The sequence below is a fragment of the Mesorhizobium sp. WSM3862 genome (assembly GCF_002294985.1).
Taxonomy (GTDB): Bacteria; Pseudomonadota; Alphaproteobacteria; order Rhizobiales; family Rhizobiaceae; genus Mesorhizobium.
On record NZ_NSGE01000009.1, the window covers coordinates 194,717 to 211,385 of the forward strand.

The 16,669-nt window shown below is 64.9% G+C and carries 16 protein-coding genes and 1 pseudogene; 10 read left to right on the plus strand and 7 right to left on the minus strand.

What is annotated here, in order from left to right; all coding sequences use genetic code 11:
* The first annotated feature begins 92 nt into the window (after positions 1-92).
* From CK224_RS24935 to CK224_RS24945, 3 genes and pseudogenes are all read left to right on the plus strand, one after another.
* A pseudogene (locus tag CK224_RS24935) lies at positions 93-1,288 on the plus strand (Tm-1-like ATP-binding domain-containing protein).
* 12 nt (positions 1,289-1,300) lie between these two features.
* On the plus strand, positions 1,301-2,164 hold the full coding sequence (locus CK224_RS24940) for a phosphoenolpyruvate hydrolase family protein (protein WP_067318991.1): 864 nt from the start codon (positions 1,301-1,303) through the stop codon (positions 2,162-2,164).
* 4 nt (positions 2,165-2,168) lie between these two features.
* Complete coding sequence (locus CK224_RS24945; RefSeq protein ID WP_095783577.1) at positions 2,169-2,591, plus strand: cupin domain-containing protein; 423 nt, start codon at positions 2,169-2,171, stop codon at positions 2,589-2,591.
* 134 nt (positions 2,592-2,725) lie between these two features.
* Here CK224_RS24945 and CK224_RS24950 read toward each other — a convergent pair whose 3' ends face one another.
* A complete protein-coding gene (locus CK224_RS24950) occupies positions 2,726-3,133 on the minus strand; it encodes a nuclear transport factor 2 family protein (RefSeq protein ID WP_067318995.1) in 408 nt (135 codons plus the stop codon).
* A 184-nt stretch (positions 3,134-3,317) separates the two neighbouring features.
* The gene (locus CK224_RS24955; protein WP_095783578.1) at positions 3,318-4,508 is read right to left on the minus strand and encodes a Xaa-Pro peptidase family protein; all 1,191 of its coding nucleotides are present in this window, start codon (positions 4,506-4,508) and stop codon (positions 3,318-3,320) included.
* A gap of 342 nt (positions 4,509-4,850) precedes the next feature.
* Here CK224_RS24955 and CK224_RS24960 point away from each other — a divergent pair, with 342 nt between their 5' ends.
* From CK224_RS24960 to CK224_RS24985, 6 genes are all read left to right on the plus strand, one after another.
* A complete protein-coding gene (locus CK224_RS24960) occupies positions 4,851-6,461 on the plus strand; it encodes an ABC transporter substrate-binding protein (protein ID WP_095783579.1) in 1,611 nt (536 codons plus the stop codon).
* Positions 6,462-6,577: 116 nt separating this feature from the next.
* Complete coding sequence (locus tag CK224_RS24965) at positions 6,578-7,564, plus strand: ABC transporter permease (protein WP_095783580.1); 987 nt, start codon at positions 6,578-6,580, stop codon at positions 7,562-7,564.
* A complete protein-coding gene (locus tag CK224_RS24970) occupies positions 7,561-8,391 on the plus strand; it encodes an ABC transporter permease (RefSeq protein WP_095783581.1) in 831 nt (276 codons plus the stop codon). Before CK224_RS24965 ends, CK224_RS24970 begins: the two co-directional genes overlap by 4 nt.
* A complete protein-coding gene (locus tag CK224_RS24975) occupies positions 8,388-9,212 on the plus strand; it encodes an ABC transporter ATP-binding protein (protein WP_095780076.1) in 825 nt (274 codons plus the stop codon). The genes CK224_RS24970 and CK224_RS24975 overlap by 4 nt, the downstream gene beginning before the upstream one ends.
* Entirely contained in the window at positions 9,209-9,988 is a 780-nt protein-coding gene (locus CK224_RS24980; RefSeq protein ID WP_095780077.1) for an ATP-binding cassette domain-containing protein, read from the plus strand. The genes CK224_RS24975 and CK224_RS24980 overlap by 4 nt, the downstream gene beginning before the upstream one ends.
* Positions 9,985-10,491 carry an L-2-amino-thiazoline-4-carboxylic acid hydrolase gene (locus CK224_RS24985; RefSeq protein ID WP_095780078.1) on the plus strand — a complete coding sequence of 169 codons (507 nt, stop codon included), beginning with the start codon at positions 9,985-9,987 and terminating at the stop codon, positions 10,489-10,491. Before CK224_RS24980 ends, CK224_RS24985 begins: the two co-directional genes overlap by 4 nt.
* Positions 10,492-10,571: 80 nt before the next feature.
* Here CK224_RS24985 and CK224_RS24990 read toward each other — a convergent pair whose 3' ends face one another.
* Positions 10,572-11,864, minus strand: a complete 1,293-nt coding sequence (locus CK224_RS24990) for an FAD-binding oxidoreductase (RefSeq protein ID WP_176478011.1) — start codon at positions 11,862-11,864, stop codon at positions 10,572-10,574.
* A gap of 2 nt (positions 11,865-11,866) precedes the next feature.
* Positions 11,867-13,240, minus strand: coding sequence for a glutamine synthetase family protein (locus CK224_RS24995; RefSeq protein WP_095783582.1), 1,374 nt, complete (start codon positions 13,238-13,240; stop codon positions 11,867-11,869).
* 498 nt (positions 13,241-13,738) lie between these two features.
* On the opposite strand from CK224_RS24995, the gene CK224_RS25000 reads away from it, so the two are divergent.
* Positions 13,739-14,179 carry a GFA family protein gene (locus CK224_RS25000; RefSeq protein ID WP_095780081.1) on the plus strand — a complete coding sequence of 147 codons (441 nt, stop codon included), beginning with the start codon at positions 13,739-13,741 and terminating at the stop codon, positions 14,177-14,179.
* 19 nt (positions 14,180-14,198) lie between these two features.
* Here the strand turns inward: CK224_RS25000 and CK224_RS25005 are convergent, their stop codons facing one another.
* The 3 genes from CK224_RS25005 to CK224_RS25015 are packed head-to-tail and all read right to left on the minus strand — an operon-like array spanning position 14,199 to position 16,647.
* The gene (locus CK224_RS25005) at positions 14,199-14,960 is read right to left on the minus strand and encodes a glucose 1-dehydrogenase (RefSeq protein WP_095783583.1); all 762 of its coding nucleotides are present in this window, start codon (positions 14,958-14,960) and stop codon (positions 14,199-14,201) included.
* 11 nt (positions 14,961-14,971) lie between these two features.
* Positions 14,972-15,784, minus strand: a complete 813-nt coding sequence (locus tag CK224_RS25010; protein WP_066990030.1) for an ABC transporter permease — start codon at positions 15,782-15,784, stop codon at positions 14,972-14,974.
* Positions 15,784-16,647 (minus strand): ABC transporter permease, encoded by an 864-nt coding sequence (locus CK224_RS25015; protein WP_095783584.1) that lies wholly within the window; start codon positions 16,645-16,647, stop codon positions 15,784-15,786. Before CK224_RS25015 ends, CK224_RS25010 begins: the two co-directional genes overlap by 1 nt.
* Positions 16,648-16,669 lie beyond the last annotated feature (22 nt).

Here is a 16,669-nt window from a genome sequence, read left to right on the forward strand (position 1 = left end):
AATTGCAATGGCCGGACCAAGCGCCGGGCCCGAAGCGGCAGGCCGCACCGCCGAGCAGGCCGGCTAACCGAGGAGACGACGGGGAAAGGCGAATGAAGCGTATCTATGTGGTCGGCACCGCCGACACCAAGGGTGAGGAGCTTGCCTTCCTGGCCGACGCCGTCGCCGCCGGCGGCGGCTCGGTCGTCCGCGTCGATATCGGCACACGCGGCGCGACCGTCCCGGTGGATGTCGCGGCAAGCGAGGTCGCCGCGCATCATCCCGATGGAGCCGGCGCCGTGCTCGGCACTGACGACCGCGGACCCGCCGTTGCCGGCATGGGTGTCGCCTTTATCCGCTTCATCCAATCGCGCGACGACGTCGCCGGCGTGATCGGCATTGGCGGCGGCGGCGGCACATCGATTGTCACCGCCGGGATGCGCGCGCTACCGCTCGGTCTACCGAAGATCATGGTCTCGACGCTGGCCTCCGGCGATACCGCGCCTTACGTCGATGTCTCCGACATCGTCATGATGCCGTCGGTAACCGACATGGCCGGCCTCAATCGTCTGTCGCGCGTCGTCCTGCACAACGCCGCCCAGGCGATCGCCGGCATGGCGGCGAGGCCGGCCCCGTCGACTGCCGGCAAGCCGGCGCTCGGCTTGACCATGTTCGGCGTCACCACGCCCTGCTCACGGCAATCGTCGAGCGCTTGCGCGCCGACTATGACTGCATGGTCTTCCATGCGACCGGCACAGGTGGCCGCTCGATGGAGAAGCTTGCCGATAGCGGCCTGCTCGCCGGCGTCCTTGACATCACCACAACCGAGGTCTGCGATCTGCTGTTCGACGGCGTGCTGCCGGCGACGGAGGATCGCTTCGGCGCCATTGCTCGCACGAAACTGCCCTATGTCGGCTCGGTCGGCGCGCTCGACATGGTGAACTTCTGGGCGCCGCCGACCATTCCCGACAAATATCGCGGGCGGCTGTTCTATGAGCATAATCCGAATGTCACGCTGATGCGCACTACCGCCGAGGAGAGCCGCCGGATCGGCGAATGGATCGGCGGCCGCCTCGCCCGTTGCGACGGCCCGGTGCGCTTCCTGATCCCGGAAAAAGGCGTGTCGGCGCTCGATGTCGAAGGCGGCGCCTTCTTCGATCCGCAAGCCGATGCGGCGCTGTTCGAGGCCATCGAGCACACCATCAAGCCGACAGGGAACCGTATCGTGACGCGCCTGCCGCTGCACATCAACGATCCTGCATTCGCCAAGGCCGCGGCCGAGGCTTTCCTCGACATCGCCAAGAAGTGAGATCCCACAAACATGGCCGCCATCCCGCGCAAAACCATACTGGAAAGGTTCCGCAAGATGATCGCCGATGGCGTTCCGATCGTCGGCGGCGGTGCCGGTACCGGCCTGTCGGCCAAGGCCGAGGAAGCCGGCGGCATCGATCTCATCATCATCTACAATTCCGGCCGTTACCGCATGGCCGGGCGCGGCTCGGCCGCCGGCCTGCTCGCCTATGGCAATGCCAACGAGATCGTCAAGGAAATGGCCTATGAGGTGCTGCCGGTGGTAAAGAAGACGCCGGTGCTGGCCGGCGTCAACGGAACCGACCCCTTCGTCATCATGCCGCTGTTTCTCGCCGAACTGAAGACGATGGGCTTTTCCGGCGTGCAGAATTTTCCGACCATCGGCCTCTTCGACGGCACCATGCGGCAGAGTTTCGAGGAGACCGGCATGGGTTTTAGCCTCGAGGTCGACATGATCGCCGAGGCGCACAAGCTCGACCTGCTCACCACGCCTTACGTCTTCAACCCCGACGAGGCGCGCGCCATGACCAAGGCGGGCGCCGACGTGGTCGTAGCCCATATGGGCGTGACGACAGGCGGCTCGATCGGCGCGACCTCGGCGAAGTCGCTGGATGCCTGCGTCGAGGAGATCGACGCCATTGCCGACGCCGCGCGCTCGGTGCGCAAGGACGTCATCCTGCTTTGCCATGGCGGGCCGATCTCCATGCCCCATGACGCGCGCTACATCCTCGAGCGCTGCGAAGGACTGCACGGCTTCTACGGAGCAAGCTCGATGGAACGGCTGCCGGCCGAGGCGGCGATCGCCAGGCAGACGGCGGATTTCAAGGCAGCGGCAATCGGCAAAGCGAAAATGCCAGCAACTAGCAAGGGATGAGGCAATGGCCGACAAGAGCAAGGTGTTCGTTTATCCGAAGGAGGTCAGCGCCTTCGGCTTCGACTGGGGCAAGCTGGCCCTCACGGTCGCGCCGGAAGTGAACGGCGCGGAGCGCTTCTCCGGCGGCGTCGTCGACCTGCCGCCCGGCAAGGGGCACACCCGCCACAACCACCCGGGCGCGGAGGAGATCATCTTCGTGATCTCCGGCCATGGCGAACAAATGGTCGAGGACGAGAAGGGCAATCCGGTGGTCGCCAAGGTCGGTCCCGGCTGCACCATCTATGTGCCGGAAAGCCGCTTCCACTCGACGCTCAACACGGGCGATCAGCCGATGCAGCTTTTCGTCGTCTATTCGCCGGCCGGCCCGGAGCTGGCGCTGCGTAACCTGCCGGATTTCAAGCTGCTGCCGCGAGAGGCAAGCAATTGATGGCAAATCGCTTGCGGGCGTTCCACCGGTTTGCTTGGTAATCACCTCTCCAGGTATGTACGGGGCCCAGCGAACAGGTGTGCGGAGGCATCGCGAAGAGTCTCGTGCGAGTTGCCGCGAATAGCACCTCCAGGCTAAGCCCAGAATGCATCCCAGGCGTAGAGGTCGTAGAAGTGTTCCCGGCCATCGACTACCTTGCCGGCCCTGATGTCGAAGACGATGCAACAGAGCACATCAAGCTGTTTGCCGTTGCGTTCCCCGGTATTGCGATGGACGCCGACTACACGTCCGTCCTCACTTTCCATGACATGCAGAAGATTCGCCCTGAAGGTGCCAAGGGTTTGCCCGCCATAACGGCCGAACTGGGCAAAAGTCGCCTCACGGCCTTTGTAGTCCCCGGCGATCGGATTCCTTCCCGGGCTGTGCCACGTGCATTTCTCGTCGATGATTTGCGCAAGCGTGTCCATGTCTCCGGAGTTGAAGGCGGCGTAACCCCGCCGAATGAGCTCGGAGTTCTGATTTCTTGATGTTACGTCTGCCATAACTTCCTCCTGCTACCGGCCCGACGTAATCGGTCTGGTAGGAGGCGCCGGGCCACAACTCAAGTCAGCAAGATACACCCAGGACGGCGGGCGCGCACGACGAAGCTTGTTTCCCATCAATCCGCAGAAGCCGCCCCGAGGTTTGAACTCGGTCATTCGGAGTGATTGGTTTCCCGAGCGCGCTCTAGGCTACCCCACCCCTGTTCCACCCACGCCCGCGATCGCCGAACATCGCATAGCCTGTGTCAGTCACCGCCACGGTATCCTCGAGCTTGATGAAGCCGCGCGTCGGGTGGAGCATGGTGGTCTCGACCGAAAGCACCATGTTCTTTTCCAGCGGCTTGGCCGCATAGGTGCCTTCATAGGTGACCGGATGGTTGGTCATCAAAAACGGCGCTTCATGCGTGATCAGCCCCATGCCGTGGGCGAAGAAATCCGTATAGGTCGCGACCTTAGAAGCCTTCAGCACGCTCTCGGCATGCGCGATCATGTCGCCGCCGAGCGTGCCGGCTTTGACCTTGGAGAACGCGGCCTGCTGCACCGACTCGATTTCGGACAGCAGATCCTCGAGCTCGGCATCCGGCTCGCCAAGAATACCCATGCGGCAGAGGTCGCCGATATAGCCGTGATAGTTGCCGCCGGAATCGATCGACAGCACCTCGCCCTGCTTCCACGCCTGGCTCGACGCAGCACGGTTGTGGCTGGCACCCAGTGTCAGCAGACAATATTCGAAATGCGCGCCGCGATTGGTCTCCTCGCGCCGTAACTGCTCGATGATGTCGGTCTTGGTCGTGCCCTCGCGCGCCCAGGCGATCGTCGCCAGCATCGAATCGGTGATCAGTTCGGAGGCGATGCGCAGCTTCTCCAGTTCGGCCTCGGTCTTGACGGCGCGCATGCGCTCCAGCATGCCGGTGGCATCGATCAGCTTTGCATCCGGCAAGGCCTTGCGGATCAGCGAGTAAGCGTCCGAGGGCAGGAAAGCAGGCTCGATGCCGATGCGGGCAGCACCCTTGCCGATCTTCTGCAGATGCTCGACGGCAAGGTTGGCAGCGTCGAGCGTGCCCCAGCAGGCTGCATGCAATGTCGGTGTCCAGAACGGATGGTTCTCGTGCTCGCCGCCTTCCATCTTGTTGCCGATATAGGCAGCATGCTCCGGCCCGCCTTTTTCATAGAGGACGATCGGCAGGTAGCGGCTATGGCCGATGGCGTCCATCGCCGCGAAAAAGATGAACTTGTAGCCGCCGAGCAGATATTGCGTGTTGTGCTTGGAGGTGGCGAAAAGCACATCGATGCCGGCCTCCTCCATCAGCCGGTCCACCCGAGCCTGGTCGAACGGGATGCCGCTGGCCTCGGTTTTGCCCGGAGCGATGTTCATCTTTCCCTCCCTGATTTCCTCGGCCGCTAAAGCAGTCAAACATCCTGAAAGTGCCGTTTGCGGCCAAATCTGCACCATCTTGACCGTTCTGGTCCAGCCAGCGTTGACAGCATCCGGCTGATCCCGCCCTCTCCTACTTGGCTTGAGACCGCGTACGGCTTAGTCTGGTCCTACCAGATAGTCGCGACCGCAGACCGAATATAACTGGTCCAGCGGACGAAAATTTCAGAGCCAAGCCAGCATGCGCCAAATCCGTCTCTGGCGAAACCTTTGCCAAGGGCCATAATCCCGCTGATTTTGAGGTTGCCCGCGCCGGTCGCGGGTGAAGAGGGGAGCTTGAGGATGTCCGGATTGCCGATTTCACGCCGCGGCCTGCTGGCCGGCTCGGCACTGCTTCTGGCCTCGACCGCCTTGCCGGCCATCGGCCGGGCGCAGACGCCGAAGAAGGGTGGCAGGTTGATCGTGGCCGCCGACTCCGAGCCGCGCAACCTCAATCCGGCTATTGTCGCTTCCAACGGCGTCTTCTTCATCTCCAGCAAGGTGGTCGAGACGCTGGCTGAGGCCTCCTTCGACGGCAAGGACGGGCTTCAGCCGCGCCTTGCGCTTTCCTGGGAAGGCTCGGCCGACGGCCGGTCGGTGACCTTCAAGTTGCGCGACGGCGTCAAATGGCATGACGGCAAGCCCTTCACCTCCGCCGACGTCGCCTTCTCCGCGCTGCAGGTCTGGAAGCCTCTGCAGAATCTCGGCCGCACGGTGTTCAAGGACCTTGAAGCCGTCGACACGCCCGACAAGCTTACGGCCGTGTTCAAATTCGCCAAGCCGACGCCGTTCCAGCTGATCCGCAACGCGCTGCCGGCATTGAGCAGCGTCGTGCCGAAGCACGTCTATGAGATGGGCAAGATCGAGGACAACCCGGCCAACAACGCTCCGGTCGGCACCGGCCCGTTCAAATTCGCCGAATACAAGGCCGGCCAGTACTATCGGCTTGCGCGGAACGATGCCTATTGGGACAAGGACGAGCCCTATCTCGACGAGATCGTCTACCAGGTGCTGCCCGACCGAACCTCTGCGGCTGCGGCGCTCGAGGCGGAAGAAATCCAGCTCGCCGCCTTCTCCGCCGTGCCGCTCGCCGACCTCGACCGCATCTCAAAGGTGCCGGGTCTGAAGGTCATCACCAAGGGCTATGAGGGGCTGACCTACCAGCTCGTCGTCGAGATCAACCATCGCCGCAAGGAACTGGCGGACCTGAAAGTGCGGCAGGCGATCGCGCATGCCATCGACAAGGATTTCGTCGTCAAGACAATTTTCCTCGGCTACGCCGCGACCGCAACCGGTCCGGTGCCGAAGAACGATCCGCAATTCTACACTGCTGACGTCCCGATCTACCCCTTCGACGTCGCCAAGGCCAACGAGCTGCTCGACGAGGCCGGCTACAAACGGGCCGACGACGGCAAGCGCTTTGCACTGAAGCTGCTGCCGGCGCCCTACTTCAATGAGACCAAGCAGTTCGGCGATTACCTGCGCCAGGCGCTGGCCGTAATCGGCATCGACGCCCAAATCGTCAATAACGACTCGGCCGCCCATATGAAGGCGGTCTATACCGACCATGCCTTCGACCTCGCCGTCGGCCCGCCGGTGTTCCGAGGCGACCCGGCGATCTCGACCACCATCCTGGTGCAGAGCGGCATCCCCGACGGCGTGCCCTTCTCCAACCAGGGTGGCTACAAGAACGCCGACCTGGATGCGCTGATCGCCAAAGCGTCAGAGACGCTCGACACATCCGCCCGCACCGGGCTGTACAAGGAATTCCAGAAAATGGTGGCGGCCGACCTGCCGCTGATCAACGTCGCCGAGTGGAGCTTCATTTCCGTCGCCCGCGACACTGTCGGCAACATCGCCAACAACCCGCGCTGGGCGGTATCGAACTGGGCGGACACCTTTTTGGCGGGTTGATCCGCACTTGCGGATTGCCTGCCTGGGTGCTGAGCTTTGAGAATGAGAGTTCCGTCGCGCGCCCCTCTGTCCTGCCGGACGCGGCATCCAAGGGTTGGCCCTGATATGGCGTCGCCATGACCCGAGCCCTCACCCTCCTGCGCCGCCGTCTCGTCGGCAGCGTCTTCGTGCTGCTGATCGTCGTCATCGGCAGCTTCCTGCTGCTCGAAGCTGCCCCCGGCGACGCGGTCGACGCCTATATCGTCTCGACCGGCGGCGATGCCGGCATGATCGAATTGCTGCGCCACCGCTGGGGCCTCGACCAGTCGGAGCTGACCCGGCTCGCCAACTATCTCTGGGCGCTCTTGCACCTCGACCTTGGCCAGTCTGTCACCTTCTCGCGGCCGATCCGCGACGTCATCCTCGAACGCCTGCCGAGCACGCTCATCCTGATGGGCAGCGCCACCGCGCTCTCCTTCGGCCTCGGCTCGGCGCTCGGCATCTATGCCGGTGCGCGTCCCGGCAGCTTTCGCGACCGCTTCCTGTCGATCGGCTCGCTGGCGCTCTACGCCGTGCCGGGCTTTTGGCTCGGCCTTGTGCTGATCGTCGTCTTCGCCGTCGACCTGCGCTGGCTGCCGATCGGCGGCATCGAGACCGTCGCATCGGCCAAGACCGGGGTGGCGCGGGCCCGCGACATCGCCGCCCATCTTGTGCTGCCGGTCTCGGCGCTCGGCTTCATCTATCTCGCGCTCTATCTGCGCATGATGCGCGCCGGCATGGCGGAAGCCTGGCGGCAGGATTTCGTGCTTGCCGCCCGTGCCAGGGGCTTGCCGCGCCGGCGCATCGTGCTTGCGCATGTCGCCCGCAACGCGCTGCTGCCGCTGGTCACCATGCTCGGCTTGCAATCGGCGCAGATGCTGGGCGGCAGCGTTGTCATCGAAAGCGTCTTTGCCGTCCCCGGCCTCGGCCGGCTGGCGCAGGAAGCCGTCGCCGGACGCGACACGCCGCTGCTGCTCGGCATCATTTTGGTGAGTGCCGTGCTCGTTATCGTCATCAACCTCCTGGTCGATCTCGCCTACGCCTTCCTCGATCCGCGCGTCGGTGCCGGCGAGGCGGTCGCATGAAGAGGCTGCATCGCTTTTTCCAGACGCCGGAAGCGATCGCCGGCGCACTCATCCTCGCCTTGCTCGTCGCGATCGCGCTGGCAGCGCCGCTGCTCTTTCCGGGCGACCCGCAAGCGATCGCCGGCCCGGCCTTGCTGCCGCCGTTGCAAAATTGGTCGCTGCCGCTCGGCACCGACCGGCTCGGCCGCGACGTGCTGGCCGAACTTTTCCACGGCGCGCGCACCTCGCTGGCGGTTGGACTAGCGGCGGCCGCAGCTGCGCTTCTGGTCGGCGCGGTGGTGGGCACGCTGGCCGGTTTCGCCGGCGGCTTGATCGACGAGGTGCTGATGCGCATCACCGACGCCTTCCAGACCGTGCCTAGTTTTTTGCTGGCGCTGGCGTTCGTCAGCATCGTCGGCCCCTCGCTTGGTGTGGTGATCGCGGCCATCGCGCTCGGCGCCTGGACCGGGCCGGCGCGGGTGGCGCGCGCGGAAGTGCTGTCGATCCGCGAGCGCGACTATGTCGCCGGCGCTCGCGTCATCGGCATGCATCCGCTCGAGATTGCCTTTCGCGAGGTGCTGCCCAATGCGCTGCCGCCGGTGCTGGCGCTTTCCTCGGTGATCGTCGCGGCCGCCATCCTCACCGAAGCAGCGCTTTCCTTTCTCGGCCTCGGTGATCCCAACCGCGTCACCTGGGGCGGCATGATCGCCGAAGGCCGCACTGTCTTGCGCACCGCGCCTTTGCTGTCGATCGTTCCCGGTATCGCGCTGGTGCTGACCGTTCTCGGCGTTTACCTCGCCGGCGAGGGCGTGGTGGAAAGCACCGCGGTACGCAGGAGCCTTTCGTGACTGCGCTGCTTTCGATCCGCGATCTGACGGTGCGGTATCGGCGCGAGGGCGTCGAGGTAACGGCGCTGAAGGGCATCAGCCTTGATGTGGAAGCCGGGGAACGCCTTGCGATCATCGGTGAGAGCGGCTCGGGCAAGAGCACGCTGGCGCTGGCGGTTGCGGGATTGTTGGCGGAAGCGGCCGAGGTTGGAGGTTCGATCGAGTGGCAGAAACCTCGATCGTCTCATTCCGTGACAGCTTCGCATTTTCAGCCCTTAGGTGGCCGCGACATCGGCTTCGTCTTCCAGGACCCCTCCTTCAGCCTCGACCCGGTGATGCCGGTCGGCAAACAAATCGCCGAGGTCGCACGCACGCATCTCAACCTCACCTGGCGCGAGGCCTATGCCAAAGCCAAAACCCTGCTCGGACGCGTCCGCTTGCCCGACTCCGAAGCCGCCTTGCGCGCCTATCCGCACCAGCTGTCCGGCGGCCAGAAGCAGCGCGTTGCAATCGCCGCGGCCATCGCCGCCGCCCCGAAACTGCTGATTGCCGACGAGGCGACCAGCGCGCTCGACACCATCGTCCAGGCCGAGATCGTTTCCCTGATCCGCGGGTTGGTCAACGAGGACGGCCTGACGCTCGCCTTCATTAGCCACGACATCGCGCTCGCCGCCACGCTCGCCGAACGCATCGCGGTGCTGCGCCATGGCGAGTTGGTCGAATTGGGCGACACGGACCAGATCCTCAACGCGCCGCGCCATGCCTATACGCGCATGCTGCTCGATGCCCACCTCGGCCTCGACGCCAAGCCGCTTCTTGACCGGCAAGGCGCCTCGGCATGACCGTGCTCGCCGTCTCCAATCTCTCCAAGCGCTATCGCCGCGGCGGCAAACCTTTTGCGGCGGTCGACGATGTCTCGTTTGAGATCGGCCCGGCCGAAACGCTGGCCGTCGCCGGCCCGTCCGGCAGCGGCAAGTCGACGATTGCGCGGCTGGTACTGCGCCTGCTAGAGCCCGACGCTGGGCGCATCCAATTCGAGGGCGCGGACTTGCTTATCTTGTCGGGCGCCGCGTTGCGCGCCCGCCGTGCCCGCCTCCAGATGGTCTTCCAGGATCCGCTCGCCGCCTTTAACCCGCGCTCCACGGTGGCGCGTGCGCTGGACGACCCGTTGCGCATCCACGGCATCGCCTCGCGCTCGGAGCGCCCGCGCCGCATCGCAGCTCTCTTGGAGCGTGTCGGCCTCGATGCCGGCCTTGCCGCGCGCGCGATCCACGAGATTTCCGGCGGCCAGCGCCAGCGGGTAGCGATCGCCCGCGCCATCGCCACCCGACCGTCGCTGATCGTCCTCGACGAGGCGGTCTCGGCGCTCGACGTTTCGGTGCGCGGACAGATCCTGGATTTGCTGCTCGACCTGCAAAGACAGGAACGGATCGCCTATCTCTTCATTTCGCATGATCTCGGCGTAATCCGCGCCCTCGCGCATCGCATCGTTCTCCTCGAAGCCGGCCGGGTCGCCGAGAGCGGCGACGCCCGCACCGTCATCGCCAGCCCGCAATCGGCGGTCGGCAAGGCGCTGGTGGCGGCAACCCCGAGGCTGAATAGGATCAAAACACCATGACCGACTCCGACGCAGCCATTGCCGAAAAACTGTCGCGCGAGCTCGACTCCGCCTTTCGCAACCGGGGCGATCTCTATCGCCTCTTCCTCGATGAGCTGACCGCCGCGCTTGGCGCCGAGAAGGCCGAAGCATTAATGATCCGCACCATCGAAAAGCGCGGCCGGGAAGTTGCAGCGGCCGCTTTCGCCGGTTTCGGCCCCAATGATGCGCTGGCGATCGGCGAGGCGTTCCTTTCCGTCAGCCCGGATGGCGGGCGCATGTATCCGACCGACGTCGAGCGCGGGCCGGACCGCATCGCTTTCAAGGTGAAGCGCTGCCCGCTGAAGGATGCCTGGATCGAGGCCGGCGTCGGCCAGGAAAAGCTTGCCACGCTCTGCCGCATCGCCGGCGCCTTCGACCGCGGACTGTTCGAAGCAACCGGCGTGCGGTTCGCCAACGTGACCTGGACGCCGGGCCACGGCTCCGGCTGCTGCCACATCGCGCTGACCAACCGCGACACCTAGCAAGCCGACGATTTGATTTTGGCGACGACGTGCAGTTTCGCGCGGGATTCGTCGCCGGCACCGACGGGAAAGTCGGCGCCTCAATGCCTGAGGCGATCCCGCATCGCATACCACAGCATGCCGAGCACATAGAGCGGCCCGCGCAGCGCCGTGCCGCCGGGGAACGGCAGCGGCGTCAGCGTCGAGAACAGGTCGAGCCGCGAGGCATCGCCGGTGATCGCTTCCGCGAGCAGCTTGCCCGACAGCGTCGACAGGATGACGCCCTTGCCGGAATAGCCATGCGCGAAATAAACCTCGCCATAATGCCCGACATGCGGCAGGCGCGACGTCGTCACCGACACGAGCCCGCCCCAGGCATGGTCGATCCGGCACCCCCTAAGCTGTGGGAAGGTCTTTTCCATATGCGGCCGCACGAAGCCGGCAATGTCGGCGGGCGGCGAGGGCGTATAGCGCTCGCCGCCGCCGAACAGCAGGCGGCCATCCGCGGACATGCGGTAGTAATTGACCACGAAAAGCGTGTCCGAAACCGCGGCGTTGGACGGGATGACGTTGCGCGCGCCCAACGGCTCGGTGGCGACGATGTAGTTGCCGATCGGCATGATGCGGCTGTTGACGCGCGGCTCGAGCCCGTTGAGCAGCGCATCGCCGGCCAGCACCACATGCCTGGCACGGACCGAGCCCTTGTCGGTGAACAGCCGGATAGCGGGCTCGCGCTCCAACCGGACAGCGACCGAGTTCTCGTGGATGGTGACGCCAGCGGCAGAAGCGGCCCTGGCGAGCCCCAGGGTGTAGTTCAGCGGATGCATGTGGCCGCCGAGCGTCTCGAAGGATGCACCGAGATAAGGCGTATCGACCATGCGCCGCGCCTCCGCCGCCGACAGGATCTCGACATGCGGGAAGTCCATCACCTTGGCGAGGCACTCGGCCTCCTCCTCGAATTCGCGCATGTCGGAGCCGTTGACCGCGCCGACCAGATGGCCGGTCAGCCGCAAGTCGCACTCGATGCCGTGGCGCTCGATAATGTCGAGCACCAAGCCTCTCGCCTCGAAGGCGAGGTCGAATAGCGCTTTCGCCCGCTCCGGCCCGAACGCCTTGACCAGCCCCTTGGCGCCCTTGCGCAGACCGGGGATTATCTGGCCGCCATTGCGCCCGGAGGCACCCCAGCCGATCTTGCCGCCTTCGAGCAGCACCACTTTAAGGCCGCGTTCGGCCGCATGGAGCGCCGCCGAAAGCCCGGTGCAGCCGCCACCGACGACCACCAGGTCGGCTTCTACATCGCCGGTAAGCGCCGGATGGTCCGGCGCCGCATTGGCAGTCGCCACATAATAGGATTTGCCGATATCAAGTCCGGAATTGAAACCCGTCGAAGCCATAGTCACACCTTGAGCAGCAGATGGTCGCGTTCCCACGACGTCACCACCGTCTGGAACAGGTCGAGCTCTACGCTTTTCACGCGCAGATAGGTTTGGAAGAAATCCTCCCCGAGTAGCGCCCGCACCGGCTCGCAGGCGGCGAAACGGTCGAGCGCTTCCTCCATGGTCTTGGGCAGCGTGCTCTGGCTGCGATAGGCGTTGCCGAAGGCTTCTTGCGAGCGGGCCAGCTTCTCCTCGACGCCCAGATATCCGGCGATCAGCGAGCCGGCCATGGCGAGGTAGGGATTGGCGTCGGCTCCCGGCAACCGGTTCTCCACCCGCCGCGCGGCGCGCCCGCCCATCGGCACCCGCAGGCCGCAGGAGCGGTTATCATGCGACCATTCGATATTGGCCGGCGCGCTGTGGCCCGGCCGGATGCGGCGATACGAGTTCACGTTGGGCGCAAGCAGCGGCATGATTTCAGGCACGTATTTCTGCAGGCCCCCGATGAAGTGCGCGAACATTTCTGTGTCCTCGCCGTCTTTGCCGGCAAACAGGGGCTCGCCGCCTTCGTCGATGATGGACATGTGAAGATGCATCGAGCTGCCGGCCTGCGCCGCGATCGGCTTCGCCATGAAGGTGGCGTGCATACCGCTCGCCTGCGCCGCCTGCCTGGCCATGCGCTTGAACAACAGCACCTTGTCGGCCAGCGCCAGCGGGTCGCCATGGAGGAAGTTGATCTCGAGCTGCGCCGTGCCGGATTCGTGGATCAGCGTGTCGAGCGGCAGGCCGGCCGCCGCGGCGTGCTCATAGAGGCGACGCGTCACCGCTTCGAACTCCTCCAGCGCCTGCATGTCATAGGGATGCTGCACGCTTTCCGGCCGTCCGTTGCGCCCGACCGGCGCGGTCAGCGGCCGGTCCGGATCGGGATTGGGCGCCGTAAGGTAGAATTCGAGCTCCGGCGCCATCACGGCGTGCCAGCCGCGCCGGCGGTAAAGATCGAGCACGGCCCTCAGCACATGGCGCGGCGAAGCCATCCACGGCCGGCCGTCCATGTGAAACGTATCGGCAAAGACATAGGCCTTGCCGTCTCCGCCGCCCGGCGCAACGCTGAGCGTCGACAGGTCGGGCACCATGCGCATGTCGGGGTCCTGATAGGCGAACCCTTCATCGATGGAGCCGGAATAGCGGCCGTCGATCGCGACCAGGAAAGCGCTGCTGGGCAGGTAGAGCGCACGGTCCTCGAGCGACTTCAGGAACTTGGCCGCCGGCAAGGCCTTGCCGCGCAGCACACCGTTGACATCGGGCACCAGGCACTCGACCTCGCTTATTCCATGCGTGGTCAGCCAGCTTTGCGGATCGGCGCTGGGAAATGAGGAATTCGGTTTGTCAGGCATCGGTCATGTCCGTACGAAGGAGAAGTCGCTTCGGCGGGCACGTCCGTTTCGGTTTGAGCGCTGAGTAAGCTACGTGATCTGAACGACGGACGCCCGCCTGATGGCCGGCCAACAGGCCGGATCGAGCGCTCCGCATACCCCCTCGGTCCAGCCGTCACGAACGACATGCGAACCGACCTTGGTCTCCTCCGCGCGTTGCAGATTCTCGTGCCGGCAACAGCGCATGACTAGTGATGCCCCGCTGAAAGACGACTTCTTGCGGCCGAAATTGAAAACAGCCGAGAGCCGGAGCGGCTTTTTTCCATTTGCACGGCAAACCTCTTCAAGGAACCTGGCCTACGGTTTGACCGATCGTTGCTTCCGGCGCAAGCCCACCCGCTGGGGCCGCTGCGCGCGTTGCCCGCCCGAAGGAACCCGCTGCCGGTTTTGATGTTCCCACTGAGCACGCCACCGGCGCACAGCGCGGCCGACGGATTCAGCACGATCAGGAGCGATGGGATGGAAAGCACGATCGAAACGGGGGCATGTTTTTGCGGGGCGATCGCGGCCGAGATGCAGGGCGATCCGTTCTGGATCTGCTTCGACCATGATGACGACTGCCGCCGGGCGATCGGAAGCCCGCTGACCATCTGGATCGGTTACCGGCCGGACCAGTTCCGCTTGACCCGCGGCCAGCCCAGGGAATTCTCGAAGACCCGGGGCATCGTCCGCAGCTTCTGCGAGAAATGCGGCACCTCGATCGCCTATCGCGACGAGGGTCTGAACGACGAGCTTTATGTCACCATCGGCTTCTTCGACCATCCGGAGCGGTTTCGGCCACAAGCCCACGCCTATTGGCGGCTGCGTCTGCCCTGGCTGGAATTTTCCGACGATCTGCCGCGTATCGACACCTACTCGCGACGCCGCGATCCGGCATTTGGAAATCCCGTCGACCGGTAGATCGCTCGCCAAGCGCGCCTCAGCCGATGCTTTCGCCGCCGTCGACGACCAGCGCCTGGCCGGTCATGAAGGACGAGCGGTCGGAGACCAGGAACAGGATTGCTTCGGCGATTTCCTCCGCGCTCGCCCAGCGCCCCATCGGGATCTTGGTACGGACATAGTTTTCGATTGCGTTGCGCCCGCCCATCTGGGTGATGAACGGCTCGTTGAACGGCGTGTCGACCCAGCCCGGACAGAGCGCGTTGATGCGCACATTGTGCTTGGCGTAGTCGAGCGACATCTGCCTGGTCATCGCCACCACCGCATGTTTGGACGTGGCATAGGCGATCATCTCGCGATCGTAGAAGACGCCGGAATTGGACGCAGTGTTGAGGATGACGCCGCCGCCCTGCGCGATCATCGCCGGCATGACGGTCTTCGCCGCGAGGAACTGCGCACGCACATTGATCCGCCACGACGCGTCCATGCCGTCGGTGCTGACTTCCGTCAGCGTGCCGCCGACCTGGATGCCGGCATGGCTGTGCAGGATATCGATCCGGCCGTGCTTGCCGAGCGTTCCCGCTATGAGGTCCTCGACCGCCGTGTCGTTGCCGACATCAGTCGCAACCGCTTCGGCGCGGCCGCGGGCTGCGCGGATAGCGGCCGCCGTGGCCTCGCCTGCCGCCGGATCCCGGTCGGCGATCACCACGACAGCCCCTTCCCGCGCCATGATCATGGCGCCGGCGCGCCCGATGCCCGACCCGGCGCCCGTCACCACGGCGATGCGATCTTTCAAAATCATGGATCTGTCTTTCAAGGCGATGGTTTTCGTCGGCCGAGCTGCCATTGCGCGAGCAGGACGAGCAGCACCGAGGCGGCGAGCACGATCGTCGCGATGGCGTTGATCTCCGGCGTCACGCCGCGTCGGATCGAGGCAAAGACATAGATCGGCAAGGTCGTCTGCGCGCCGGCGACGAAGAAGGCGATGATGAAGTCGTCGAAGGAGAAGGTGAAGGCGAGCAGGAAACCGGCAATCACCGCCGGCATGATTTGCGGCAGCACGATCGAGCGGAACGTCGTCAGCGGTGTCGCATAGAGATCGCTCGAGGCCTCGACCAGGTTGCGGTCAAGGCTGCTGAGCCGCGTGCCGACGATCATCGTCACCAGCGCCATCGAGAACAGGCCGTGCGCGGCGATGATCGAGCCGTAGCCGAGCGCCAGGCGCGGCGGCTGGTCGGTCGGCCAAACCGAAGCGAGGAACGGATTGACGACGGCGAAGAGCTGCACCAGGGCTACCAGCGTCGAAATGCCGATGACCACACCCGGCACAACGATCGCGGCACCCAGCAATGCGTCGAACACGCCCCTTGTCCGCGCGCCGACACGCTGCAGCCCGAGCGCCGCGGCAGTGCCGCAGAAGGCCGCGAGCAGCGCGCTGGTGGTGGCGATGAACAGGCTGTTCTTCAGCGCCTCGACCAGGAACGGGTTCGACAGCGCCTTGCCGTACCATTGCTCGGAGAAGCCGGTGAACTCGCTGGCGTGGTGGCCGGCATTGAAGGAGAACAGCACGACCAGCGCGATCGGCAGATAGAGGAACGCAAAGACGGCAACGACGAAGGCGCGCATCAGATCAGGTCCACGCGGCGGGCGCCGGAAAGCCGGGTCGAGATGCGGTTGGCGATGATCAGCACCACGACCGAGACCAGCACCAGCGTGATGGCAATCGCCGATCCGAACGGCCAGTTGCGTGACTGCAGGAAGAGGTCGACCAAGGCGTTGCCGATGAAGAACACCTTGCCGCCGCCAAGCAGCGTGGGGATCAGATACTCGCCGAGCAGCAGGATCATCACCAGCGAAAATCCGGTCATCACGCCCGGCAACGACAGCCGGAGCGTGACGCCGAGGAAGGTCGATAGCGGCGTAGCACCCAGATCGGCGGAAGCCTCGAGCAGCCGCCGGTCGAGCCGCTCGAGGCTGACATAAATCGGCAGGATCATCAGCGGCAGATAGCCATAGACGATGCCGAGCAGCACCGCGCCAGGCGTGTTGATCAGCCTGAGATCCTCGATGCCTATATAGGCGAGCAGGGCGGGAATGCCGCGCCCGCCAAGGATGTACATCCAGGCATAGGTGCGCATCAGAAGGCTGGTCCAGAACGGGATGACGATCAGCGCGAGCAGGATCAGCCGCCAGCGCTGCGGCGCGCGCAGCGCCAGGTAGTAGGCGACAGGATAGCCGACGAGGAGGCAGGCCAGCGCGCCGACCGGCGCCAGCATCATCGTGTTCCAGAAGGCGGTCGCCCGTGCCGGCAGGTTGGCATATTGAGCGAAGGTGAACGCTGCCTGGTAGCCGCCCTCGGGTGCCCGCTCACCGACGCTGAAGACGGCGATGGCGACGAACGGCAAGACCAGGAACACGACGAGCCACAACGTCGCCGGAGCGAGCAGCAGGGCCGTCAGAAGATTTTTGCGAAGGAACCTGCCGCGCATTGAAAAAGCCGCTTCGGCGCCG

Coding starts and splice junctions, on each gene's coding strand:
- CK224_RS24940 (WP_067318991.1), top strand. CDS start 1,301: ATGGCCGCCATCCCGCGCAAAACCATACTGGAAAGGTTCCGCAAGATG.
- CK224_RS24945 (WP_095783577.1), top strand. CDS start 2,169: ATGGCCGACAAGAGCAAGGTGTTCGTTTATCCGAAGGAGGTCAGCGCC.
- CK224_RS24950 (WP_067318995.1), bottom strand. CDS start 3,133: ATGGCAGACGTAACATCAAGAAATCAGAACTCCGAGCTCATTCGGCGG.
- CK224_RS24955 (WP_095783578.1), bottom strand. CDS start 4,508: ATGAACATCGCTCCGGGCAAAACCGAGGCCAGCGGCATCCCGTTCGAC.
- CK224_RS24960 (WP_095783579.1), top strand. CDS start 4,851: ATGTCCGGATTGCCGATTTCACGCCGCGGCCTGCTGGCCGGCTCGGCA.
- CK224_RS24965 (WP_095783580.1), top strand. CDS start 6,578: ATGACCCGAGCCCTCACCCTCCTGCGCCGCCGTCTCGTCGGCAGCGTC.
- CK224_RS24970 (WP_095783581.1), top strand. CDS start 7,561: ATGAAGAGGCTGCATCGCTTTTTCCAGACGCCGGAAGCGATCGCCGGC.
- CK224_RS24980 (WP_095780077.1), top strand. CDS start 9,209: ATGACCGTGCTCGCCGTCTCCAATCTCTCCAAGCGCTATCGCCGCGGC.
- CK224_RS24985 (WP_095780078.1), top strand. CDS start 9,985: ATGACCGACTCCGACGCAGCCATTGCCGAAAAACTGTCGCGCGAGCTC.
- CK224_RS24990 (WP_176478011.1), bottom strand. CDS start 11,864: ATGGCTTCGACGGGTTTCAATTCCGGACTTGATATCGGCAAATCCTAT.
- CK224_RS24995 (WP_095783582.1), bottom strand. CDS start 13,240: ATGCCTGACAAACCGAATTCCTCATTTCCCAGCGCCGATCCGCAAAGC.
- CK224_RS25000 (WP_095780081.1), top strand. CDS start 13,739: ATGGAAAGCACGATCGAAACGGGGGCATGTTTTTGCGGGGCGATCGCG.
- CK224_RS25005 (WP_095783583.1), bottom strand. CDS start 14,960: ATGATTTTGAAAGATCGCATCGCCGTGGTGACGGGCGCCGGGTCGGGC.
- CK224_RS25010 (WP_066990030.1), bottom strand. CDS start 15,784: ATGCGCGCCTTCGTCGTTGCCGTCTTTGCGTTCCTCTATCTGCCGATC.
- CK224_RS25015 (WP_095783584.1), bottom strand. CDS start 16,647: ATGCGCGGCAGGTTCCTTCGCAAAAATCTTCTGACGGCCCTGCTGCTC.